Genomic DNA, 25,215 nt, shown 5'->3' with positions numbered 1-25,215 from the left:
TCTGATTGTTGGAGAAGACGGACTAGATAAATTAAAAAATGCTAATGTTATAGTATTCGGTGTAGGTGGAGTTGGAAGTTTCGCCTGTGAAGCTATAGTAAGAGCTGGAGTTGGAAATATAACTATAGTTGACTTTGATGACGTTGATATAACTAATATCAACAGACAAATACCAGCACTTCATTCTACAGTAGGAAGATATAAAGTAGAAGTTATGAAAGAAAGACTTTTAGATATAAACCCAGATTTAAATATAAAAGCAATTAAAAAATTATACAATGTGGAAACTAGTGATGAAATATTAACAGAAGATTACGACTATGTTATAGATGCAATAGATATGGTTACTTCAAAAATAAAACTTATAGAAACATGTAAAGAAAAAGGATTAAACATAATAAGTTCTATGGGAATGGGTAATAAATTAGATCCAACTAAAATAGTTGTTACAGATATATATAAAACACATACTTGCCCACTTGCAAAAGTTCTTAGAAGAGAACTTAAAGATAGAAGAATCAAAAAATTAAAAGTAGTTTACTCAACAGAGCAACCAAGAGAATTAAAAGAAAGAATAATGAATGGAAGAAAAGTAACTCCAGGAAGTGTATCTTTTGTACCTTCAGTAGGTGGACTTACTATAGCATCTGTAGTAGTTAGAGAATTATTAGAAAGATAATAAAAAATATAGAAATTATAAATAGTTATAAGATATAAAATTTAATATAAATTGAAAAGGAGTAAATGAGATATAAATCATTTGCTCCTTTTTGTTTGTATATAAATATAATTTAATAGTATATTTTGTAGAAATATGGAAAATTATTTGTTACTATTTAATTATAATTTATTGATTAAGATAAAAGGGAGGAATGGAATGGATAATAATTTACCAAAACAATTTGAAAGTTTTACAGAAGCTAGAAGAAATGGTTTTCTAGCAGCAAAAAATATAAAAGATAATGGGAAAAAGATGGTCGGAGTTTTTTGTTGTTTTACACCAACTGAACTTATGCTAGCAGCAGGTGCTGTTCCAGTAGGCGTTTGCGGTGTTAGTGAAGAGCCTATAAAGGATGCAGAAAAGGTACTACCTAGAAATTTATGTCCATTAATAAAATCAAGTTATGGACACGTTATAACAGATACCTGTCCATATTTTTATTTTTCAGATTTATTAGTTGGAGAAACTACTTGTGATGGAAAGAAAAAGATGTATGAAGAATTATCAAAAATAAAACCAATGCATGTTATGCAACTTCCAAATAGAGCAAGTGGTAAAAATGAGTTTAACCTTTGGAAAGACGAAGTTATTTTATTAAAAGAAGTTTTAGAAAAAGAATTAGATGTAACAATAACAGACGACGATATAAAAAATTCTATAAAAGATAAAAATGAAGAAAGAAAGTTATTAAATGAATTTTATGAATTAGCTAAATTAGAGCCATCTGCACTAACTTCATCTGAATTATATAATGTTTCATACCAAGCTCAATTTAAATTCGATAGAGAAGAATTAAAATCATCACTTAGAAAAGTGATAGATGACACTAAAAAAAGATATGAAGAAGGAAAGTGTCCGGTTAAAAAGGATGCACCGAGAATATTAGTTACAGGTTCTCCAATCGGTGGATGTGTAAAAAAAATAATTGGAACATTAGAAGAAAGTGGAGCATCTATTGTAGCTTATGAGCTATGTTCATCTATAAGAAGTAACAGGGAGCTAATAGATGAGGATAATCCAGATATATATGAAGCGATTGCAAAGAGATATTTAAATATAGGTTGTGCATGTATGATGAATAATCAAAAGAGAATAGATCTTTTAGATGAATTAATTGATGAATATAAAATAGATGGAGTAATAGATGTAGCACTTCAGTCTTGCCATCCATTTAATGTCGAAAGTCATAAAATAAAAGATTTTGTAGTAAATAAAAAACATATAGATTATATGGCTATCGAGACAGATTATTCAGAAACAGATACTGAACAACTTAGAACGAGATTTGAAGCATTTATTGAAATGATTGAAGATAAGAAGTAAAATGGAGGAAATCTATGTATAGTATTGGTATAGACGCAGGGTCTACATATACAAAAGGGGTATTATTTGACGGAGAAAATATATCAAAAAAACTTATAATTCCAACTGGGTCTAGTCCAAAATCTACATCAAAAGAAGTATATGAATATCTTACTAAAGATATTGATAACTCTCAAATAAAAAAGGTTGTAGGAACTGGTTATGGAAGAGTTAGCATGGATTTTATAGATAAAAAAGTTACAGAAATAACATGTCATGCAAAAGGAATATTCTTTTTAAATCCAAAGATAAGAACGATACTTGATATAGGCGGGCAAGATATAAAAGTTATCAATATAAATGAAAATGGAAGTGTAGAAAACTTTCTAATGAATGATAAATGTGCAGCTGGAACAGGAAAATTTTTAGAGATAACTTCTAACAAATTAGACAGCGATATTTATAATATAGATGAGCTTGCAAAAGGTGCCGAGCCAGAAAATATATCTAGTATGTGTACAGTATTTGCGGAATCAGAGATAGTAAGTTTATTAGCAAGAGATGTTTGTAAGAAAAAAATAGCCGCTGGAATAATAAAATCAATATCAAACAAAGGCGTATCTTTATTAAATAAATCAAAAATAGTAGATGATATTGCTTTTACAGGTGGCTTAGCTAATATAAGTGAATTGGTAAAAATGTTAGAAAAAGATTTAAATAAAAATATATTTATATCTGATGAAGCACAGATAATAGGGGCATTGGGTGCTGCGATTATAGGATATAAATAAAATAATAGCCATATTAAATCACTAAAAACTTTAAGCAGAATATAATAATAAAACAATAGTTTTAATTATAAATATCATCTAGGAGGTTTAATATGGCTACTTATAGAGGAATAGATGTAAGTAATTGGTCAGGAACTATAGACTGGAGAGCTGTAGCAGATTCAGGTGTAGAAGTTGTAATAATACAAGCATCTGAAGGAACTTTCTATAGAGATCCTTATTTACATGAATATTATGATGGAGCAAAAGCATATGGATTAAAAGTTGGGTTTTATCACTTTTTTAATCCAGGTTCATCCCCAACACCACAAGAACAAGCAAGATATTTTGTAGATACTATTAGAGGTTTAGATTCCGATTTAAAATTAATATTGGATTTTGAACAAATAGGAGGTCTTGATAATTACGAATTGACTCTCCAAGCGATAGAATTCTTAAGAGAAGTAAAGGAGTATAGTGGATTAGATACAGCAATTTACACATACACTTATTTTGCACAACATTATTTATATGAAGGACTTGGACTTTCTGAGTATCCTTTGTGGATTGCACAACTTAGTGAAGGTGGACCATCACCAAATCCTATTTGGGGAGATAGATATGTTGCGTGGCAGTATTCTGATACAGGAAGAGTGAGAGGTATTAATGCAAGTACAGATTTAGATTTAATTTATGATGGAATGTTTTTAGATGATAGCGAAGATGTTCCAAAGGAACAAAAAAAGCCACGTAAAATTCCAGGAGATAGACAACAACCATCAACACAAAGCCCAGTTATATATTATACAGTTCAAGCAGGAGATACATTAAGCTCAATTGCTCAAAAATACGGTACAACAGTTCATGAAATCGCAGTTATAAATTCAATTACAAATCCAAATTTAATTTATGTAGGTCAAGTCTTGAAAATTTATCCGGGTAATAGGAGTATTAAAAAAAGAAGAAAAATATTTACAACAACATATATAGTACAAAGTGGTGATACACTAACTTCTATTGCAATAAGATTTGATACAACAGTTCAAGCTATAGTAGACTTAAATGATTTAGAAAATCCAAATTTAATTTATGTAGGAGAAATATTGAAAATACCGACAGATTCTAGAGGAAATATCGCAGTCCCATCAACAAGACAATATATGACGACATATATAGTACAAAATGGAGATACATTAAGTTCAATTGCTCAAAAATTTGATACAACAGTCCAAAGTATAGTGAGTATAAATAATATATCCAATCCGAATTTAATTTATACAGGCGAAATTTTAAAAATAAGAACTTCTATAAATACTGGAAGTAGAGGTGAAAACTTTAGCAGCCTTTATACAGTTCAAAAGGGAGATACATTAAGTTCGATTGCGAAAAAATTTGGAGTAGATTATAAAGAATTAATAGAAAAAAATAATATGACAAATCCAAACTTAATCTATGTAGGAGAAGTTATAAGAATATAAAATGATTTATTTGTAGAGGTGTTTATGATAAAAAAATAAGAGCATATAATTGATGCTCTTATTTTAGTTTACTCTTGTTTATATTTGATTGTAGAGTAAATTTTATTCCCATCGGAATAAAATTGCATACTTCCATTTACATCAGTTCTAAAAACTTTTGCGTTGACAGATTCTAAATTTTGTAAAGTTGACCTATGTGGATGACCGTAGTCGTTTTTATACCCACATGATATTACAGCTATAGAAGGTGAAATTTCTTTTAAAAATTCTAAGGAGCTGGAGGTTGAACTTCCATGGTGGGCAACTTTTAAAAAGTCTATATTTTCAAGGTCATAGGAGTTTATCATGTCCATCTCGTTAGATTCTTCACAATCGCCAGTAAACAAAAAATTATTGTTTTTATATGAAATATTTAGTACAATGGAATTTGAATTATTATTATCTGTGATATAATCTGGACTTAGAACATATATTTCTGTGTATTTATCTAAGTTGAAAGAATCATCTTTAGACAGATAATTTACTTTTAAATTTTTTTTATTACAAGAGTCAATTAAGTTGATGTAGCATTCACTATTTGTGGTTTGCTTAGGCATATAAATTTTCTCTACATCAAAATTATCAATTATATCGTCTAGGCTACCAATATGGTCGCTGTCAGGGTGTGTCGCCACAACTACATCTAAAGTTTTAACTTTTTTATTTTTTAAATAGGATTTTATTATTTTAGCACTATTTTCATCTCCACCATCAATTAACATATTTTTATTTGATTGTGTTGTGATTAAAATAGAATCTGCTTGGCCAACATCTATTATATGGATGCAAAAATCTTTATTTTTGTTACAGCCAGTAAAAAGTGCTATTATAATAATTGAAAATATTAAAATTTTTTTATTCAAGTTACAATCACTCCATTAAAATACATGTTTATTGGATGCTATCTTGGGTAAAATAGAATACTGAAATAAATATATTAAGAGTTTTGACGTTAAAATAGAAATAAATACAATAAATTGAAAATAAATTTAAAATGTAAACTTTCATTTAATTTATAGGAGGCTGTTATGCAAATAACAAAAGAAAGAGATAATATAAATCTTTTTGAAGAAATAATAAAAAAAGATCCAAATAGTTCAAGACCTTATTTTAAGGAAATAACTATTGAAGATAGAGAAATATTAAATCCATATTTTGATTTAGTGGATTATGAAGCATGTGAATACAACTTCAACACATTATATATGTGGCAACATGCATACAAAACTGCATATTATGTAGGTGATAATTTTGCAGTTTTAGTAGGAGAGTATGACGGTGAAGTATTCTCAATCTTACCTCTTGCTAAAAAAGAAGATTTACCAAAAGTAATAGATTTCGTATTAGATTACTTTGCACAAATAGAAGAAAAACTTTACTTTAGAGGTATTACAGAAGAAGTAGTAGATTATTTAAAGGAAGAATACGGAGATAGATTTGAATATATAGCAGAAAGAGATTTATTTGACTATGTTTATGATGGTGAAATAATGAGAACTCTAAAAGGTAGAAAAAATAGCAAAAAAAGAAATCATATAAATTACTTCTTAACTGAATACGACGGAAGATTTGAATATAGACTTCTTGGAAAAGAAGATTTCGACGATTGTAGAGCTCTTTTAGATGAGTGGACAATAAATAAAGAAGAAAACGACAACATAGAAGAAGGGGTAGATGATGAAAGATCTGGTATAGAAAAATTATTTACTCACTATGACCAAATATGTGACAGATTAAAAATAGCTGGTATATATATAGATGGAAAATTAGAAGCATTTACTATGGGTGAATTATTAAACAAAAATATGGCTTTAATTCACATAGAAAAAGCTAATCCAGAAATAAGAGGATTATATCCTTATATAAACCAACAATTTTTAGTTCATGAATTCCCTGAAGTTGAATTTGTAAATAGAGAAGAAGATATGGGAATAGAAGGACTTAGAAAAGCAAAATTATCTTACCATCCATGTAAACTTGTTGAAAAATACACTGTTAGGGAGGCTAACTAATTGAATATTAGATATGCTAGAGCAACTGATAAAAATCAAATAGTTTCACTTTGGAATTATTGTTTTGAGGATGGAGAAGATTTTGTAAAATACTATTTTGAAAATTTATATGATAAAAAAAATACTATTATAATAGAAGAAAATAATGAGGTGTTGTCTGCGCTTCAATTAAACAAATACAAAATAGACCTTAGAAACAGAAAATACGATGTATCTTATGTTGTAGGTGTTTCATCGAAGCCTGAAGTTAGAGGGCTTGGTTATATGAAACATCTAATGACATATACGTTAGAAGAGTTATATAAAAGTGGAGAAATAGTATCACTTTTAATGGCGATTGATTATAGACTGTATAAAAGATATGGATTTGACCATTGCTATGACCAAATTCAATATAATATAAAAACAGATGAGCTTTCAGGATTTAGAGTAACATCTAAATTGAGAAAAGCTGATTTTGAAGATTCTAAAATATTATCTGAAATTTATACAAATGCAGTGAAAAACTTAAATGGATATGCATTGAGAGATGAAGTTTACTTTGATAGATTTATGAAAGAAATCGAATCTGAAGATGGATATATATATATTGATGAAGAAAACAAAAGTTATATAGCATATTATATACAAGGAGACACAATCTTTGTTAGAGAGCTTATATACAACAATATTTCGTCATTAAAATCTATATTAGCTTATATATACAATCACAATACACAATGCAAAAATACAGTTATAAATGCACCTGTAGATGACAAAATTAAATTAATAATTGCTAATTTAAAAACTTGTGAAATTAAATTAATTCCATTTATGGCGGGAAGAGTTATTAACTTTGAAAAATATATCGAAAGTATAAATTTAGATAATATAAATACATACCATATTGAAGGTGAATCTATAAAAATAAAAGTTATAGATAAATATATACCTCAAAATGATAATGTATTTGAAATATATATAAAAGACAACAAAGTAAAAATAGAAAAAACACAAGAAAGTTATGATATAGAGTTGGATATAAACTCTATAACGCAATTAGCTTTTTCTTATTTAAATATAGAAGAAATTTTTATGTTAAATGAAATTGATGAAAATTCTTTAACATCAAATCAAATAAAATTATTAAATATTTTATTTGAAAAAAAGGTAAACTATATAGATGAACTTGTTTAAAAAAATGGCGTTTTACTAAAAAGTAAAATGCCATTTTTTTTTATTTAGAATAAAAAATAGGAAAAAATTTAAATTCTAAGGAAATTATGTATTATCTAGAATAACGGAAAAAGCCATTGACACTATGAACAAAGTGAAATTTTTAAGCAACGGACGAAGTCGTTGGCGCTATGAACAAAGTGAAATTTTAAGCAACGGACGAAGTCGTTGGCGTCATGAACAAAGTGAATTTTTTATATAAAAATTTAAAAATATGATGGAAAAAAATAGAAATAAGTATACAATATATTCATGAATAAAAAATAACTGGATATTCAATTAATAAATAACTGGGGTGATATATGATGGAAGTAAAATATGCAAAACGAATGATGACAGAAGGTGGATCTGAAATAAGTGATATATTAGCATTAACAGCTAAACCAGAAGTAATATCTTTTGCAGGGGGGCTACCTGCGCCAGAATTATTTCCTGTAGAAGATATGGAGAGAATGGCTAACGAAGTTTTAGAGGAAGTAGGAAGAGTAGCTTTACAATATTCTTCAGCTCAAGGTTTCCCAAAATTTAGACAACAGATAGCTGATAGAATGAATGATAAACAAAAAACTAATGTTAAAGCTGATGATATATTAATAACTAGTGGTTCACAACAAGCATTAGAGTTTTCAGCAAAGATATTTATAGATGAAGGCGACGTAATATTATGTGAAAGTCCAACTTATTTAGGGGCATTAAATGCATTTAATGGATATGGACCAAAATACATAGAAGTTGAAACAGATGAAGATGGTATGAATATGGAAGCTTTAGAAAGAGTTTTACAAACAACTGACAGAGTAAAAATGATATATGTTATACCAGATTTTCAAAATCCAACTGGAAGAACGTGGCCAATTGAAAAACGTAAAAAATTTGTTGAATTAATAACTAAATATAAAGTAGTTGCTTTAGAAGATAATCCTTATGGTGAGTTAAGATATGAAGGAGAATTTTTACCTTCATTAAAATCTTTTGATAAAGAAGGATATGTAGTATATTTAGGAACATTTTCAAAAATACTATGTCCAGGATATAGACTTGGATGGGTATGTGCAACGCCAGAAATATTATCTAAATATATAAGATGTAAAGAAGATGGGGATTTACAAACATCTACAATTTCTCAATTAGAAGTTAGTAGATATTTAGATGAATGTGATGTTGATGCACATGTAGTAGAAATAAGAGATTTATATAAAAAGCGTAGAGATTTAATGTTAAAAACAATAGAAGAAGAGTTCCCAGAAGAAGTAAAATGGACTCATCCAGAAGGTGGATTATTTATGTGGGTAACAGTACCTGAAAGCATAAATACTACTGAAATGATGAAAAAATGTGTCGAAAACAATGTAGCATATGTTCCAGGTGTTGCTTTTTATCCGGGAAGAACTAAAACTAATAACTTCAGATTAAATTATTCAAATATGGATGAAGACAGAATAGTAACAGGTATAAAGAGAATAGCTGAAGTTATAAAAAATGAATTAAAATAATAGAAAGTTTATACTTGTAAAATTAGAAATAAGACATATGGTTAAATATATGTCTTATTTTTATAACTTATAGGAGAATTTATAAAAATATACATAAATATATAAATTAAGGGCAATTTATCATAAACAGGTATTTTATCATAAATATTATGATTAATAATATAAAATTTTTAATATAGGAGGTAGGGTATAGAATGTTAAAAGAAAATTTAATGGTTAAAGCATTAAATAAATTTGACGATATTTGTTTTTTGGTTATAGTTGATGGAGAAGAGTATAAAATAGGAGAGGGAGAACCAACATTTACAGCAAAATTTAAAGAATCTATACCAGTAAGTAAATTGCTTAGCAGTACATCTCTTGCATTAGGAGAAGCATATATGAGTGGAAATTTAGAAATAGAGGGGGATTTATATCATGCCCTTGATTACTTTATGAGTGAAATGGATAAATTCTCTATAGATAAAAAGGCAATGAAAAAATTAATTTTCACATCAATATCTAAGAAAAATCAAGAAAAAGAAGTTAGAAGTCATTATGACATAGGAAATGATTTTTATAAGTTATGGCTAGATGAAACTATGAGTTATTCTTGCGGATATTTTTTAAATGATAATGATACTCTATATCAAGCTCAAGTCAATAAAGTAGACTACATTTTAAAAAAATTATACTTAAAAGAAGGAATGACACTACTTGATATAGGTTGTGGATGGGGATTTTTATTAATTGAAGCAGCTAAAAAATATAAAATTCATGGAACAGGAATTACATTGAGTGTTGAGCAATACAATGAATTTAGAAGAAGAATAGTAGACGAAGGTTTAGAAGACTACTTAGAAGTAAAACTTATGGACTATAGAGATTTAAAAAATAGTGACTTAAAATTTGATAGAGTTGTAAGTGTAGGTATGCTTGAACATGTAGGGCGCGATAATTATCAATTATTTATAGACTGTGTAAATACAGTATTAAAACCTCATGGGCTATTTTTACTACACTTTATAAGTGGTCTGAAAGAGCATCCAGGCGATCCATGGATAAAAAAATACATATTCCCAGGAGGAGTTATCCCAAGTTTAAGAGAAATAATGAATTGTTTAGCAGAAGATAATTTCCATACACTAGATGTAGAGAACTTAAGAAATCATTATAATCGCACACTTTTATGCTGGGAAAAGAATTATAAAGAACATATAGACGAAGTTAGAGAAATGTTTGATGAAGAATTTGTACGAATGTGGGATTTATATCTTTCAGCTTGTGCGGCAATTTTCCACAATGGAATAATAGATATCCATCAAATATTAGTATCTAAAGGAGTAAATAATGATTTACCAATTGTTCGTTGGTACTAAAATTTAAAAATACAAAACTCTTATATAAAAAGGAATAGATAGTATATAACTATGTATTCCTTTATTTTTTGGGATTATATCATATAAAAATCTATATTAAGACTCTTTAATATATAGTCTAATTACAAATATATCAAATTACGTTGTAGTTTTGATAACTTAAATATTATATGATTTTATAAATAATAGAAATCTAAAAAAATAATTATTTAAAATTGAGTATACTTTTTAAATAAGGTCAATAATACTAAAAATAAACTTTTAGGGGTGAGACTTTGAGAAGACCGTTGTTATTGATTTTTATAATAATTTTAATTTTAGGATTATTTATCACATCAAATAAAGAATTAGACAATATAAATTCTGATACTAACATAACTATAAATGGAGTTGTAAAAGATAAAAAAGAAAAAAGTAAATATACTCAATATATAATAGATGGATACTTAGTAAACGATTATAAAAGAAAATACAACCTTAAAATAGGACAAATTGTAGAAGTAAAAGGTAATTTAAAAGATTTAGATAACCTAAATTTAGACGACTTTAATTATGGAAGATATATAAAAAGTTGTGGTTATAAAGGACTAATAAATTCAAACTACTTTAATGTAATTGGACAAAATAAATTTTATATAAATTTGGGAAAGATAAAAATATACATGAGAGATACATTTAGATATCTATATAAAGATTCATCTAACTTTATAAATTCATGTTTATTGGGAATAAAAGACGACTTAACAAAAGAAGAAAAAGATATGTTTTCTAAAACAGGAACGAGTCATGTACTTGCAATATCAGGACTTCATACAGGAATACTATGTGTATTGATAGCTTATATAATAAGAGGAATAAATAAAATATATAAATTATTTATCTTAGTTATTATTATGGCTTTATATAGTATAATGGTTGGATTTTCTCCATCTATAACACGAGCAGTATTTTTTGTCACAATTATGTATTTAGCAATATTTTTATTTAGGAAAAGAGATGGAATAACAACTTTATCATTAATTGCTAGTTTATTAATTATAAATAATCCATACACTATATACAATATTAGTTTTCAGTTGTCATTTTTAGCGACACTGTCTATCTTGTATTTTAATAAAATAATTAAAAGAAAGTTGAAATTTGATATCATATCAATGACTATAGCTGCCAATATTCTAACTATGCCAATAGTTTACTATATATTTGGAGGAATTGCTCTTTTATCGATTTTAGGCAATATAGTAATAATACCTTTTATAGGCATTATTATGAATTTAAGTCTTTTTAGTATTTTATTATTTGAGGTAAATTTAAATATTACAAAAGTTATAGTTTATATAAACAAAAACCTTATTAATATGGTATATTATATATTGGATAAGTTGAGCAAAATAGAAATTGGATATATAGAAGTTGAAAATCCTAATATAATATATGTAATAATTTATTATGTTTTAATTTTCTCTTACATGATATACAAAGAAATTAAAACTATGAAGGAGCAAGAAAATGAAATACAAGGATATTGTCTATAATATAAAAGCTAAAAATTTTGAAAAAATTTATCTATTATATGGTAGAGAGCACTATTTAATAGATAATACTATAAAATTATTTAGAGAATCTTTGAACGAAAGTATGATCGATTTCAATTTAGATATAATAGATGGCAAAGAAATTACATTAGAACAATTGCTTAGTTCTATAGAAACACTTCCATTTATGGATGAAAGAAAAATAGTAATAGTAAAGGATTTCGAATTGCTTACAAAAGCTAAGAAAAAGAATTTTTCTGATAAAGAAGAAAAAACTCTTGCTGAGCACCTAGAAAATATTCCTGATACTACTATTTTAGTTTTTACTGTATATGGTGAAATTGATAAAAGAAAAAGCATTGTAAACAGAATAAGTAAAAATGGAGTTGTCTATAATTGTGAAAAAATATCTGATATGGAACTGTTTAAATGGTCTAAAAAGAAATTTACAGAAAACAACATAATGATAGAAAATGCACAAATTATGTACTTTATTGAGTCTACTGGATATAAAGATAAAAATAATGAATTTACATTATCTGATATAGACAACGAAATAAAAAAGATAAGTTCTTTTGCAGGAACAGATACACAAGTTACAAATGAAATAATAGATAGACTTTCACAAAAAAAGATAGAAAATGATATTTTTAAACTAATTGATTATATTGGAGATAAAAATTCACAAAGTGCTATAAAAATACTAAATGATATGATAAATGAAGGGGAATCTGTTTTAGGAATTTTTGCTATGATAAATAGACAATTTAAAACAGTGCTCCAAGTAAAAGAATTATTAAATAAAGGACTAAATAATAAAAGTATATCAGAAAAATTAAAAACTTCTTTATTTATAGTAAATAAATCGATAAAAATAAGTAAGAACTTTACAGAAGATATGATAATAGATATGTTAAATTATATACTAGAGAGTGATTATAAAATAAAAAATGGTCTGATGAGGGATACACTTGCTATAGAAATGTTAGTAAGTAAGTACTGCCAGAGAAGAGTGAGTTAAAGTCTTCCTAAAAAGGGGAAGACTTTTTCTTTTATTTAAATTTTTACAAAATAAAAAACCCTTGAAATTAATCAAGGGCCAATTTATGCACAAATTAAACTTCTTATTAAGCGTTCATAGAGTTTAATTTTTGAGCTAATTTAGCTACTTTTCTAGCAGCAGCGTTTTTGTGTATAGTTCCTTTAGAAGCAACTTGAGATATTTTCTTTTGAGCGAATTGGAATCTTTGAGTAGCTTCTTCTACGTTACCAGCAGTAACAGCTTCTTCGAATCTTCTTATAGCTGTTTTAACTTGTGATTTTCTAACTCTGTTTAAAGCAGTTTTCTTATCGATAACTTTTATTCTCTTTTTAGCAGATTTTATATTAGCCAACCTGTTCACCTCCCATAAAATTTATTATTCTCATCGTCAACATATTTGATTTTAACAGAAATAAAAATAAAAATCAAGTATTAATATTCAATAGTTTTAATTTAATTTAACTTTTATTTAAATTATGTTTAAAAATCGTAAAAGAGTTAATAATTATAACCAAAGTTAAAAAACAGAAATTAAAACTATAATTCTGTTTACTAAATATGATTAAAATGTTTTTCAATAAGACTTAATAACATTTGGAGGTTTTTATGATAAGTATAAGAACAGATTTAGCACTTGAGGCGACAGAAATATGTGAAGAACAGTCGACAGCTCTTGATGGAGTCGTAGTAGACACAAAAGAACTAGAAGATTGCACTGTTACTACAGTCGAAATAATAAATGAAACTGGTTCAAAAATAATGAATAAAGAAATAGGTAAATATATAACTCTAGAAAGCGACTTAATGAAATTTGATGATGACGATTCTAGAGAAAAAGTTATAAATTATCTAAAAGACGAACTAATAGATATATTTGGAACAGATCAATCTAAACGAACTCTAGTAATAGGACTAGGAAACTGGAACATTACCTCAGATGCACTAGGGCCTAGAGCAGTATCAAAAACACTTGTAACTCGCCATATTTTTAAAAACTACAACAAAGACTATGATGATGACTTTTCTGAAGTAGCAGCATTGAGTCCAGGAGTTATGGGGATTACAGGTATTGAAACAGTAGAAATAGTAAAATCAATCGTAGACAAAATTAAACCAGATAGAGTAGTTGCAATAGATGCATTGGCATCTAGAAAAATGGATAGAGTTAATGCAACTATTCAAATATCAACTGGTGGTATAGCACCAGGAGGAGGCGTTGGTAATAAAAGAAAAGCATTAGATAAATCTTATTTAGGTGTAGATGTAATTGCAATAGGCGTACCTACAGTAGTAGATGCTGCCACACTTACGATAGATGTGCTAGATTTAGCTATAGATAATTTAATGGAAGTATCTGAAGAAAGCAGTGGATTTTATACAATGCTTAAAAAATTAAAAGAAGAAGAAAAATACCAATTAATTAAAGATTCTTTAGACCCATATGATAAAAATTTAATTGTAACTCCAAAAGACATAGACGAAACAATAGAAAATCTAGCGATAATAATAAGCGAAGGATTAAATAGGTCCCTCCATCCAGGAAGGATTTAAAACTAAGGAGGAGAAATATGTATAATAAATTTGCTAAAGTAATAAGTATAGCTATTTTATTATTTACAATACCAAGTACTACATTAGGGCTTGATAAGAATGGATTATTTAAAAACTTAATAAAATATTCTTATCCCGAAGTTAAAGTTATAGAAAAAGATGAACAAAATACAGATAAAAGCGATCAATCAAATAAAGAAGATACAACTACAAATAATAATAAAGCTACAAATAATCAGTTTGTTAATGTATATGTAGGAGAAGATAATATTCCTGTTGCAAAAACGACAAATGCTAATGGTATAACATTAGACAGTAGTGTATATAATTCAAAATTAAGAGTTACTAACAATAAACCACAAATTTTGATATACCACAGTCACAGTTGTGAAACATATTCTGATTCACCAAAAGGAAATTATCACTCTGAAGATAAGGACCACTCAGTTATGTCTGTTGGATGTTTACTTACAAACCAACTGTCTAACTTGGGATGGGGAGTAGTTCATTCTACTACTTTTCATGATAGTCCTACATATAATAATTCATATGCAAGAAGTGCAGAAACTATAAAATCTGTAATGAATCAATATAATGATGTAAATATAACTATAGACCTACATAGAGACGGTCTTAATATAGCTAATCAAGCTACAAAAAATAATATTCACAATAAATACACTACAACAATAAATGGAGAAAAAGTAGCTAAATTTTTCTTTGTTGTAGGTGCTAGAAATGATGATGTTGAAAAAGTACAAAAATTAGCTGATGGATTGACTGAATACGCTAAGAAAAAATATCCTGATTTAATAATGCCAGTAGTATTAAAACCTTATGGTAGATTCAATCAAAGTATCTCAGACAATGCTATATTAGTAGAAGTAGGAAGTAATGGTACTACTACTGCAGAAGCTCAAGCGAGTGCAAAATATATAGCACAAGTAATAGATGGATATTTTAAAGAACAAAATATAAAAAATAATTGAGAAAGAATAAATAAATGCCTACATTAGATGAAAGAATAAATAATAGAAAAAATAAAAAGAAGAGAACAATAACTTTTAAAACATTATCTATAATTTTTATGATAAATATAGCTATAGGATGTATATTTTTTACAGATTATAATATGAATAAAAATCTTAATAAAAAATCAATAATAGATATGAATATAGAATTAATACAGAAAAAAATAAACTCTATAGAAGAAATTTTAAAAAATTTTAACTTAAATATAAAAGGATAGTACTATAATGATTGTATAAACTTGGAAAAATAAGGCTTAATATATGAATAAGTCTTATTTTTCTGTCATAACTTATATTTACAGAAAAGCTGATATATTATAAAATAAAATCTATGATTAAAATAATTTAAACTAAGTTTTAAGGAGGAAAAAAGGTGGACAATAAACAAAGTAGAACGAGAAATTTTAGTATTATTGCACATATAGACCATGGAAAGTCTACCTTGGCGGATAGATTAATTCAATATACAGGTTTAGTTAGTGATAGAGAAATGAAAAATCAGTTATTAGATAACATGGATTTAGAAAGAGAAAGAGGAATCACTATCAAATTACAAAATATAAGATTAAAATACAACGCTAAGGATGGAAATGAGTACTATCTAAACTTAATAGATACTCCAGGTCATGTCGACTTCAATTATGAGGTATCAAGAAGTTTAGCTGCGTGTGAAGGAGCTCTATTAGTAGTAGACGCTGCTCAAGGTGTAGAAGCACAAACATTAGCAAATGTATATTTAGCATTAGATCAAGATTTAGAAATATTACCAGTAATAAATAAAATAGATCTTCCAAGTGCTAGACCAGACGAAATAAAAGAAGAAATAGAAGATATTATAGGGCTTGATGCTAGTGAAGCTCCATTAGTATCAGCTAAAAGTGGTTTAAATATACAAGACGTATTAGAAGATATAGTAAATAATATACCTGCTCCAGAAGGTGATATAGAAAAACCATTAAAAGCTTTAATATTCGACTCATACTATGATGCTTATAAAGGTGTTGTAGCATATGTTAGAGTATTCGAAGGTGAAGTTAAAAAAGGTATGACAATCGAGATGATGAATACTAAAAAGAAATTCGAAGTTACAGAAGTAGGGGTTATGGCTCCACATCCAACTGAACTTGATAGCCTTCAAGCTGGAGATGTTGGATATATAGCAGCGAGTATAAAAGATATAAGAAGTTGTCATGTTGGTGATACTATAACAGATGCATCAAGACCTACAGAAGAAGCACTTCCAGGATACAAAAAAGCTACACCAATGGTTTACTGTGGTATTTATCCAGGTGAAGGTGAAAAATATGAAAATGTTAAAGATGCATTAGAAAAATTACAAGTAAACGATGCAGCATTAGAATTTGAACTTGAAACTTCTGCAGCATTAGGGTTCGGATTTAGATGTGGATTCTTAGGATTATTACACTTAGAAATAATAGAAGAGAGACTAGAAAGAGAATTCAACTTAAACCTAGTAACAACAGCTCCATCTGTTATATACAGAGTAACTAAGAATACTGGTGAAGTAGTTATGATACAAAACCCAACTAACTTACCAGACCCATCAGAAATAAAAATGATAGAAGAACCAATCGTAAAAGCTGACATAATAGTACCAAAAGACTATGTTGGTATAGTAATGGAATTATGTCAAGAGAGACGTGGAACTATGCATAATATGGAGTATATAGATCCTAAGAGAGTTATGTTACATTACGATTTACCACTAAATGAAGTTATATACGATTTCTTTGATGCATTAAAATCTAGAACAAGAGGATATGGTTCATTAGACTTTGAAATGAAAGGATATGTTCCATCTACACTAGTAAAACTAGATATATTAATAAATAAAGAACAAGTCGATGCACTAAGTTTTATAGTACATGAATCAAAAGCATATGCTAGAGGAAAAGCTATGTGTGAAAAACTTAAAAATGAAATACCAAGACATCAATTTGCTGTGCCAATACAAGCAGCTGTTGGAAATAAAATAATAGCTAGAGAAACTATAAGTGCTCTTAGAAAAGACGTACTTGCTAAATGTTACGGTGGGGATATATCTCGTAAGAAGAAACTTCTTGAAAAACAAAAAGAAGGTAAAAAACGTATGAGACAAATCGGAAACGTAGAAGTACCACAAAAAGCATTTATGGCAGTTTTAAAATTAGACGACTAGATTAAAATAAATAAAAGCTCTATAAAAGATGAAGTATCTATTTTATAGAGCTTTTTTAACATCATTTTTATACTATAATATAAGTTGAAAAGGGTTATAAAATAATATAAAATAAACTTATGCTAATACAGCATTTAAGCTTATTTTATAGCGCATAGGAAATTATATTTATGTAAAGTAAATCTTTAGGAGGGATGAGTTATTTTTATTATAATAGCAATCGTAGCAATAATAGTGGTTTTAAGCATAATTTTAATTAACAAAAATAAATCACAAAGACAACAAATCATCGATAAAATACCAATAAGAATAAGTCTAAATGGAATAAAGGGGAAATCTATAATAACTAATTTAGTCAGTAATATATTAATAGAAGCAGGTTATAAAGTTATAGGAAAAACTGCAAACGAATCTTCAGATATAATTTTAGGACTACAAAATGGTTCAGATGATGAATATTCAAAATTACAACATAAAACTAATAATGATAAATTTTCAGTTTTAAAAAATGCATCAGAGTTAGGCGTCGATGCTGTAATTTATGAAAATATAGATGCAGATTCAGCTTCTAAAAAAGTATCTAAATTTAATGAGCTAAATGAAAATATAGCTGTTATAAGTGAGATTTCTGAGGATTATGTAGAAGAAGATGATAAACTTGTTCAATCATTTGCGCAAGTTATACCTTATGAAGGATATTTAGTAACAACTAACAATAATTACACAGATTATTTTAAAAGTATAGCAAGAGAGAGAAATACTAAAGTAATAATTGCGGATAACTCAAAGATTACATATAAATACTTAGATTTATTTGATTATGATGATGTATCTGTAGAAAATGCTGCCTTATCTATTGCTGTAGGAGAAGCACTAGGAATAGATGAAAAAACATGCCTTAGAGGTATGGTAAATATAAATACAAAAAGGTAAACTTATTTTTTAAGTTTACCTTTTTTAATTTTAAGGTAATTATATATTATCTAAAGCAATGTAGTAAGTCTGTTGATGAATTTTTAATTAAAAAAATAAGTTATTTTATATAGAGTGATTATAATTTATAATAGCAATAGAATGTATACTTATAATTTCATTGTGAAAACTATAAATAAGATAATAAAAACTTATAAAAGCTATAAGAAATAAAAATAGAGAGGGTGATTTTTTGCTTGGATTATACATACATATACCTTTTTGCGTGCAAAAATGTAAATACTGCGATTTTAATTCATATAAAATGATAGTAAATGAAAAAGATAGATTTTTATCTGATTTAAAAAAAGAGATGGCTTTATATAAAAATAAAGATAGAAAAATAAATAGCATATTTTTTGGTGGAGGGACGCCTAGCATATTAAACAATAATGACATGCAATTTATAATGGACGAAATAAAAGAAAACTTCTCTATAGATGAAGATGCAGAAATATCAATGGAGTGCAACCCAGGTACACTTACAGAAGATAAACTAAAATTTATGAGAAGTATTGGAGTAAATAGACTTAGTATAGGACTTCAAGCTGTGCAAGAAAATTTACTTAGATATATAGGTAGAATACATAATTATGAACAATTTGAAAAAAACTATTTAGAAGCTAGAAAAGTAGGATTTAAAAATATAAATATAGATTTAATGTATAATCTTCCACATCAAACTTTTGAAGATTGGAAAGAAACTCTACATAAAATAGTAAGCTTGAATCCAGAACATATATCAGCGTATTCTCTAATTTTAGAAGAAGGAACTAAATTATACGACATGTATATGAAAAAAGAGTTTGATCTTGGTGATGAAGATGAAGATATAAAAATGTATGAATATGCTATAAATTATTTAAAAGAAAATGGATATAATCAATATGAGATATCAAATTATGCTAAAGTGGGATATGAATGCAAGCATAACATATTATATTGGAAATGTAAAAATTACATAGGATTAGGACCGGGAGCATCTGGATATATTAATAATGTTAGATACAACAATGTACAAAGTTTAGATGATTATCATGAAAAATTATTACAAAATCAAAAGCCTATAGATTTCTTTGAAACTCTTACTCAAAAAGACGAAATAGAAGAAAAGATTATCATGGGACTTAGAATGAATGAAGGTATAATTTTTAAAGATTTTGAGGAATTTGAAATAAACTTTGAAGAAAAATATAAAGAACAAATAGCTAAACATTTAAATTTAGAATTAATAGAAATGACACAGGGCGGATTTAAATTTACTCAAAAGGGAAGAGAAATATCAAATAATATTTTTTTAGATTATATAGATTAAATAAAAACTGTTGACAAAAATAAAAATAAGTGTTATATAATATATATAATCTTTTTAGCACTCGAAAATAGTGAGTGCTAACAGCAGGGAGGAAATGAAAAATGGAACTTAATGAAAGAAAAATGAAAATCCTCAAAGCGATAGTTAAAGATTATATTGAAACAGCTGAAGCTGTAGGATCTAGAACAATTTCTAAAAAGCATAATCTTGGAGTTAGCGCTGCGACTATAAGAAATGAAATGGCGGATTTGGAAGAATTGGGATATTTAGTTCAGCCACATACATCAGCAGGAAGGGTGCCAACAGAAAAAGGTTATAAATTATATGTAGATTTGTTGATGGGAACTAATGAATTAAATGATAGCGACAAAGAAATAATTGAAAAATGTGTAGAAAGCAACATGAATCACATACAAGATTTAATTCATGAAACTTCTAAGATGTTATCACAGCTTACTAATTACACAACTATAGGTACTACTAAAATAGTAAAACCAAGTGTGATTAAACATATCCAACTAGTTAACATGGGTGAACACAGTATATTATTAATTGTTGTAACAGATATTGGAGATATTAAAAAGACTGATATTCCTACTAAAAAGTATTTAGATCAAGCTAAGTTGAATATAATTTCTGATAATCTTACTAAAAAGCTTGCAGGAAAAAGTATAACAGATATTGATAACAATTTAATAGCTTTTATAAAATATGAAATAGGAGAATACTCTTCTATAGTGGATAAATTGCTTAGCGTATTAAATTCAAATGTATCAGATGATGATGTATCGATAACATTAAACGGTGTTACAAACATACTTGATTATCCAGAATTTAATGATGTATTAAAAGCTAGAAGCTTTTTAGACATGCTTGAAACAAAAGAAACAGTAGCTAAAATAATACAATCAAAAGGAATATTAAAAGACAATACCAATATAATAATTGGTAGTGATAATGACTGTCAACAAGCCCAAGACTGTAGTGTTGTAACAGCTACATACAAAGTAGACAATGAGCAAATCGGACGTATAAGTTTTATAGGTCCAACGAGAATGGATTATTCTAGAATATATTCGATAATAAATTATATGAATATATTGCTTAATAATAAATAGAAAAATAAAAGAATCGAGGGGTGTAATATCTTGGAAAATAAAGATGTACAATCTGAAGTTAAAAACGATACTAACACTTCAGTTGAAGAACAAGCGGCTGAGGAAGTAAAAACACAACAAACTGAAGATGATAATGTAACAGATATAAATTCTAAATTAGAAGAAAAGAAAGTTGAAGATAAAATAAAAGACTTAGAATCTAAAGTAGAAGCATCTGAAGATAAATATAGAAGACTTCAAGCAGAATATTCTAACTATATTAGAAGAACACAACAAGAAAAAGAGACAATTGGCGTATTTGCTAATGAAAAAATAATAACTGAATTAATACCAGTTATAGATAATATGGAAAGAGCATTAGATGCTTGCCCAGATAAAGAAGAAGCTCTTTATAAAGGTGTAGATTTAGTTTATAAACAACTAAAAGATTCATTAGTAAAATTTGGTGTTGAAGAAATAGAAGCAGAAGATGCTGATTTCGATCCAAATGTTCACATGGCAGTAATGCAAGAAAACATAGATGGAGTAGAACCAAACAAAGTTGTTATGGTACTACAAAAAGGATACAAACTTGGTGCAAAAGTAATAAGACCAACAATGGTTAAAGTATCTTGCTAATAAATTTGTAAATAATAAATAGCTAATAATTGAAAATAGCTAACAAATTAAATAAATTAATTAAAATGAAAATTCCAGGAGGCGTATTAACATGGCAAAAGTAATAGGTATAGATTTAGGTACAACAAACTCTTGTGTAGCAGTTTTAGAAGGTGGAGAACCTCAAATAATAGCAAATAACGAAGGTATGAGAACTACACCATCAGTAGTAGCATTTACAAAAGATGGTGAAAGAATAGTAGGGGAACCTGCAAAAAGACAAGCAGTTACAAATGCAGAAAGAACTGTAACTTCAATAAAAACTCATATGGGTACAGATTACAAAGTAGATATAGATGGTAAAGGATATACTCCACAAGAAATATCAGCTATAATACTTCAAAAATTAAAATCAGATGCAGAAAGTTACTTAGGTCAAACAGTAACAGAAGCAGTTATAACTGTTCCAGCATACTTCACAGATGCTCAAAGACAAGCAACTAAAGATGCAGGTAGAATAGCAGGACTTGACGTTAAAAGAATAATAAACGAACCAACTGCTGCAGCTCTTGCTTACGGTATGGATAAATTAGACGAAGAAAAGAAAATATTAGTATTTGACTTAGGTGGAGGTACTTTCGACGTATCAATACTTGAAATAGGTGACGGTACTTTCGAAGTTTTAGCTACTGCTGGTAACAACAGATTAGGTGGAGACGACTTCGATAAAGTTATAATAGATTACTTAGCTGACGAATTCAAAAAAGCTGAAGGTGTTGATTTAAGATCAGACAAAATGGCATTACAAAGATTAAAAGAAGCTGCTGAAAAAGCTAAAAAAGAATTATCTTCAACAATGTCAACTAACATAAATCTACCATTCATAACTGCAACTGCAGAAGGACCAAAACACATGAATATAGATTTATCAAGAGCTAAATTCAACGAATTAACTGCTGATTTAGTAGAAAAAACTATGGGACCAACTAAGAGTGCTTTAGCTGATGCTGGACTTTCAGTTTCAGAAATAGACGACGTATTATTAGTAGGTGGTTCAACAAGAATACCTGCAGTTCAAGAAGCTGTTAAAAACTTCATAGGAAAAGAACCTCACAAAGGTATAAACCCAGATGAATGTGTTGCTGCTGGTGCTGCTATACAAGCTGGTGTTTTAACTGGTGAAGTTAACGACTTATTATTATTAGATGTTACTCCATTATCATTAGGTATAGAAACTATGGGTAACGTAATGACTAAAATAATAGAAAGAAATACTACTATACCAACTAAAAAATCTCAAGTATTCTCAACTGCTGCAGATAACCAAACTGCTGTTGATATACACGTATTACAAGGTGAAAGATCAATGGCTTACGATAATACTACATTAGGTAGATTCCAATTATCTGAAATACCACCAGCTCCAAGAGGAATACCTCAAATAGAAGTTACTTTCGATATAGATGCTAATGGTATAGTTCACGTTACTGCTAAAGATTTAGGAACTGGAAAAGAACAAAAAGTTACTATAACTTCAGGAACTAACTTATCAGAAGAAGAAATAGAAAGAAAAGTTAAAGAAGCAGAAATGAATGCTGAAGCTGATAAACAAAAGAAAGAAAAAATAGAAGCATTAAACCAAGCTGAATCAACTATTTATCAAACTGAAAAAACTTTAAACGAATTAGGAGATAAAGTAAGTGCAGAAGATAAATCAGCTATAGAAAGTGCTTTAGAAAACTTAAAAGCAGTTAAAGATAAAGAAAGCGCAACAGCTGAAGAATTAAAAACTGCAATGGATGAAGTAATGAACAAATTCCATAAAATATCTGAACAAATGTATCAACAAGCTCAAGCAGCACAAGGTGCAGAAGCTCAAGATGCTGGTTATGACCAAGGTTCAAACGCTGGAAATGGCGATGACAACGTAGTAGATGCAGATTTTACAGAAGTTGATGATAAATAGGTTACAAAGACAGAGTATTTGTGTATAATAAAATTAACGTACTTTTTAAAAGTACTTAGTAAAGAAGATTAGTCTGTTAAAATAAATTTATAATAGCTTGTAGTTTAACATTCTACAAGCTATTATTTTGTAAGATGTAAAGGTGGTGAAATCCTTGAGTGAAAAAAGAGATTACTATGAGGTACTTGGTGTAGGCAAAGACGCAGACGCTAAAGAGATTAAAAAAGCTTATAGAAAATTAGCAATGAAATATCACCCAGACAAAAATCCTGGTGATAAAGATGCTGAAGAAAAATTCAAAGAAATAAATGAAGCTTATGAAGTTCTTTCTGATGAAGAAAAAAGAAGTACTTATGATAGATTTGGACACGACGGATTAAATGGTCAAGGCGGATTTGGCGGCGGTCAAGGATTCGGCGGATTCGGAGGAAGTGGCTTCGGTGGATTCGAAGATATATTCGGAGACATATTCGGTTCTAGCTTTGGAGGTGGATTCGGAAGTTCTTCATCTAGAAGAAGAGGACCAAAACGTGGTGCAGATATAAGACAATCAGTTACTATTAGTTTTGAAGATGCTGCATTCGGTAAGAAAATAAAAGTTAAAATAAATAGAAGTGAAGAATGTGAAGAATGTCATGGTAGTGGAGCAAGACCAGGAACATCTAAAAAAACTTGTCCTACTTGTCATGGTTCAGGAACAGTTCAAAGTGTTCAAAGAACTCCATTCGGTAATATAGCTAGCCAAAGAACATGTTCTACATGTGATGGTGAAGGGGAAATAAATGAATCACCATGTAACAAATGTCATGGAAAAGGTAGCGTAAGAAAAACTAAGACAATAGAAGTTGATATACCAGCAGGTATAGATGATGGTCAAATGATAAAACTTTCTGGTCAAGGTGAAGTAGGAGAAAAAGGCGGTCCTAGAGGAGATTTATATATCGTAGTTAATGTACAAAAACACGATATATTCACAAGAGAAGGATACGACGTTTATATAGAAATGCCAATAAGATTTACTCAAGCGGCATTAGGGGATAAATTAGAAGTACCTACACTAGACGGAAAAGTTTCATACACTTTACCTGAAGGAACTCAAACAGGAACAGTATTTAGACTTAGAGAAAAAGGTATACCTAAATTAAGAAGTAATTCTAGAGGTGACCAATACGTTAAAGTTATAATAGATACACCTAAAAAATTAAACGAAGATCAAAAAGAATTATTAAGAAAATTTGATGAATCTTGCGGAAACAAAGTCCACGAAAAACAGAGGAATTGGAAGAACAAGATAGACACTTTTTTCAAAAATTTAAAGAAATAAATTTATTTAAAAAGTATTTTAAATAGTTAACTGCTATTTAAAATACTTTTTTTTGCTAAAAATTTAAAACTAAAAAGTTTTAATAAGAGAAATAATGGTTATTAAATCTATAAGAAGTTTTTGTATGAATTATAAAATTACAATATTTAGGACAAAATATATAAATACAGAAAAAACTGTTAATTATATGATTTAAA

22 protein-coding genes are annotated in these 25,215 nt (G+C 28.0%); 20 read left to right on the top strand and 2 right to left on the bottom strand.

Annotated features, from left to right (window positions below; genetic code table 11):
- Nucleotide 1 precedes the first annotated feature (1 nt).
- The 4 genes from RDX53_RS04155 to RDX53_RS04140 all read left to right on the top strand — a co-directional run bounded on the left by RDX53_RS04155 (nt 2) and on the right by RDX53_RS04140 (nt 4,271).
- Complete coding sequence (locus tag RDX53_RS04155; protein ID WP_307993751.1) at nt 2-679, top strand: tRNA threonylcarbamoyladenosine dehydratase; 678 nt, start codon at nt 2-4, stop codon at nt 677-679.
- Nucleotides 680-877: 198 nt separating this feature from the next.
- The gene (locus RDX53_RS04150) at nt 878-2,044 is read left to right on the top strand and encodes a double-cubane-cluster-containing anaerobic reductase (protein WP_195931617.1); all 1,167 of its coding nucleotides are present in this window, start codon (nt 878-880) and stop codon (nt 2,042-2,044) included.
- Between the two features lie 14 nt (nt 2,045-2,058).
- Nucleotides 2,059-2,814: an acyl-CoA dehydratase activase gene (locus RDX53_RS04145; protein ID WP_195931616.1), complete on the top strand. Its 756-nt coding sequence runs from the start codon at nt 2,059-2,061 to the stop codon at nt 2,812-2,814.
- 92 nt (nt 2,815-2,906) lie between these two features.
- Entirely contained in the window at nt 2,907-4,271 is a 1,365-nt protein-coding gene (locus RDX53_RS04140; protein ID WP_195931615.1) for a LysM peptidoglycan-binding domain-containing protein, read from the top strand.
- Nucleotides 4,272-4,339: 68 nt separating this feature from the next.
- Here the strand turns inward: RDX53_RS04140 and RDX53_RS04135 are convergent, their stop codons facing one another.
- On the bottom strand, nt 4,340-5,173 hold the full coding sequence (locus RDX53_RS04135; RefSeq protein WP_195931614.1) for a ComEC/Rec2 family competence protein: 834 nt from the start codon (nt 5,171-5,173) through the stop codon (nt 4,340-4,342).
- A 165-nt stretch (nt 5,174-5,338) separates the two neighbouring features.
- Between RDX53_RS04135 and RDX53_RS04130 the strand changes: the two genes are divergently transcribed.
- The 6 genes from RDX53_RS04130 to holA all read left to right on the top strand — a co-directional run bounded on the left by RDX53_RS04130 (nt 5,339) and on the right by holA (nt 12,944).
- Nucleotides 5,339-6,322, top strand: a complete 984-nt coding sequence (locus RDX53_RS04130) for a DUF2156 domain-containing protein (protein ID WP_295571508.1) — start codon at nt 5,339-5,341, stop codon at nt 6,320-6,322.
- Nucleotides 6,323-7,498, top strand: coding sequence for a GNAT family N-acetyltransferase (gene eis / locus RDX53_RS04125; protein WP_307993750.1), 1,176 nt, complete (start codon nt 6,323-6,325; stop codon nt 7,496-7,498).
- Between the two features lie 344 nt (nt 7,499-7,842).
- Nucleotides 7,843-9,030, top strand: a complete 1,188-nt coding sequence (locus RDX53_RS04120; RefSeq protein ID WP_195931715.1) for a PLP-dependent aminotransferase family protein — start codon at nt 7,843-7,845, stop codon at nt 9,028-9,030.
- Between the two features lie 194 nt (nt 9,031-9,224).
- Nucleotides 9,225-10,388, top strand: a complete 1,164-nt coding sequence (locus tag RDX53_RS04115; RefSeq protein WP_295676110.1) for a cyclopropane-fatty-acyl-phospholipid synthase family protein — start codon at nt 9,225-9,227, stop codon at nt 10,386-10,388.
- Between the two features lie 275 nt (nt 10,389-10,663).
- A complete protein-coding gene (locus tag RDX53_RS04110) occupies nt 10,664-11,923 on the top strand; it encodes a ComEC/Rec2 family competence protein (RefSeq protein ID WP_295571512.1) in 1,260 nt (419 codons plus the stop codon).
- Nucleotides 11,898-12,944, top strand: coding sequence for a DNA polymerase III subunit delta (gene holA, locus RDX53_RS04105; RefSeq protein ID WP_195931764.1), 1,047 nt, complete (start codon nt 11,898-11,900; stop codon nt 12,942-12,944). The genes RDX53_RS04110 and holA overlap by 26 nt, the downstream gene beginning before the upstream one ends.
- A 106-nt stretch (nt 12,945-13,050) precedes the next feature.
- Here holA and rpsT read toward each other — a convergent pair whose 3' ends face one another.
- Nucleotides 13,051-13,317, bottom strand: a complete 267-nt coding sequence (rpsT, locus tag RDX53_RS04100) for a 30S ribosomal protein S20 (protein WP_295571515.1) — start codon at nt 13,315-13,317, stop codon at nt 13,051-13,053.
- Between the two features lie 254 nt (nt 13,318-13,571).
- On the opposite strand from rpsT, the gene gpr reads away from it, so the two are divergent.
- The 10 genes from gpr (at nt 13,572) to dnaJ (ending at nt 25,018) form a co-directional block, all read left to right on the top strand.
- Nucleotides 13,572-14,516: a GPR endopeptidase gene (gene gpr / locus RDX53_RS04095; protein WP_295734684.1), complete on the top strand. Its 945-nt coding sequence runs from the start codon at nt 13,572-13,574 to the stop codon at nt 14,514-14,516.
- Nucleotides 14,517-14,533: 17 nt separating this feature from the next.
- Nucleotides 14,534-15,505 carry a stage II sporulation protein P gene (spoIIP, locus tag RDX53_RS04090; RefSeq protein WP_307993749.1) on the top strand — a complete coding sequence of 324 codons (972 nt, stop codon included), beginning with the start codon at nt 14,534-14,536 and terminating at the stop codon, nt 15,503-15,505.
- Nucleotides 15,506-15,519: 14 nt separating this feature from the next.
- Nucleotides 15,520-15,765, top strand: coding sequence for a hypothetical protein (locus RDX53_RS04085; RefSeq protein ID WP_295676095.1), 246 nt, complete (start codon nt 15,520-15,522; stop codon nt 15,763-15,765).
- A 155-nt stretch (nt 15,766-15,920) separates the two neighbouring features.
- Nucleotides 15,921-17,726: a translation elongation factor 4 gene (lepA, locus tag RDX53_RS04080; protein ID WP_295676091.1), complete on the top strand. Its 1,806-nt coding sequence runs from the start codon at nt 15,921-15,923 to the stop codon at nt 17,724-17,726.
- A 234-nt stretch (nt 17,727-17,960) separates the two neighbouring features.
- A complete protein-coding gene (locus RDX53_RS04075; RefSeq protein WP_295571521.1) occupies nt 17,961-18,659 on the top strand; it encodes a hypothetical protein in 699 nt (232 codons plus the stop codon).
- Between the two features lie 232 nt (nt 18,660-18,891).
- A complete protein-coding gene (gene hemW / locus RDX53_RS04070) occupies nt 18,892-20,013 on the top strand; it encodes a radical SAM family heme chaperone HemW (RefSeq protein ID WP_195930830.1) in 1,122 nt (373 codons plus the stop codon).
- Between the two features lie 101 nt (nt 20,014-20,114).
- On the top strand, nt 20,115-21,131 hold the full coding sequence (gene hrcA, locus RDX53_RS04065) for a heat-inducible transcriptional repressor HrcA (RefSeq protein ID WP_295676059.1): 1,017 nt from the start codon (nt 20,115-20,117) through the stop codon (nt 21,129-21,131).
- Between the two features lie 30 nt (nt 21,132-21,161).
- Nucleotides 21,162-21,749, top strand: coding sequence for a nucleotide exchange factor GrpE (grpE, locus tag RDX53_RS04060; RefSeq protein WP_195930832.1), 588 nt, complete (start codon nt 21,162-21,164; stop codon nt 21,747-21,749).
- Between the two features lie 91 nt (nt 21,750-21,840).
- Nucleotides 21,841-23,694, top strand: coding sequence for a molecular chaperone DnaK (gene dnaK, locus RDX53_RS04055; RefSeq protein WP_295761412.1), 1,854 nt, complete (start codon nt 21,841-21,843; stop codon nt 23,692-23,694).
- A gap of 154 nt (nt 23,695-23,848) precedes the next feature.
- A complete protein-coding gene (gene dnaJ / locus RDX53_RS04050; protein ID WP_307993748.1) occupies nt 23,849-25,018 on the top strand; it encodes a molecular chaperone DnaJ in 1,170 nt (389 codons plus the stop codon).
- The last annotated feature ends 197 nt before the right edge of the window (nt 25,019-25,215 follow it).

The organism is uncultured Intestinibacter sp. (assembly GCF_902468165.1).
Classification (GTDB): Bacteria; Bacillota; Clostridia; order Peptostreptococcales; family Peptostreptococcaceae; genus Intestinibacter.
This window is presented reverse-complemented; position numbering and strand designations above follow the sequence as displayed.

Excerpts from the sequence above, each read along its gene's own strand:
- RDX53_RS04140 (WP_195931615.1), top strand. The coding sequence starts at position 2,907 with ATGGCTACTTATAGAGGAATAGATGTAAGTAATTGGTCAGGAACTATA.
- spoIIP (WP_307993749.1), top strand. The coding sequence starts at position 14,534 with ATGTATAATAAATTTGCTAAAGTAATAAGTATAGCTATTTTATTATTT.
- RDX53_RS04130 (WP_295571508.1), top strand. The coding sequence starts at position 5,339 with ATGCAAATAACAAAAGAAAGAGATAATATAAATCTTTTTGAAGAAATA.
- RDX53_RS04120 (WP_195931715.1), top strand. The coding sequence starts at position 7,843 with ATGGAAGTAAAATATGCAAAACGAATGATGACAGAAGGTGGATCTGAA.
- RDX53_RS04115 (WP_295676110.1), top strand. The coding sequence starts at position 9,225 with ATGTTAAAAGAAAATTTAATGGTTAAAGCATTAAATAAATTTGACGAT.
- dnaK (WP_295761412.1), top strand. The coding sequence starts at position 21,841 with ATGGCAAAAGTAATAGGTATAGATTTAGGTACAACAAACTCTTGTGTA.
- gpr (WP_295734684.1), top strand. The coding sequence starts at position 13,572 with ATGATAAGTATAAGAACAGATTTAGCACTTGAGGCGACAGAAATATGT.
- hrcA (WP_295676059.1), top strand. The coding sequence starts at position 20,115 with ATGGAACTTAATGAAAGAAAAATGAAAATCCTCAAAGCGATAGTTAAA.
- RDX53_RS04145 (WP_195931616.1), top strand. The coding sequence starts at position 2,059 with ATGTATAGTATTGGTATAGACGCAGGGTCTACATATACAAAAGGGGTA.
- holA (WP_195931764.1), top strand. The coding sequence starts at position 11,898 with ATGAAATACAAGGATATTGTCTATAATATAAAAGCTAAAAATTTTGAA.
- RDX53_RS04150 (WP_195931617.1), top strand. The coding sequence starts at position 878 with ATGGATAATAATTTACCAAAACAATTTGAAAGTTTTACAGAAGCTAGA.
- RDX53_RS04085 (WP_295676095.1), top strand. The coding sequence starts at position 15,520 with ATGCCTACATTAGATGAAAGAATAAATAATAGAAAAAATAAAAAGAAG.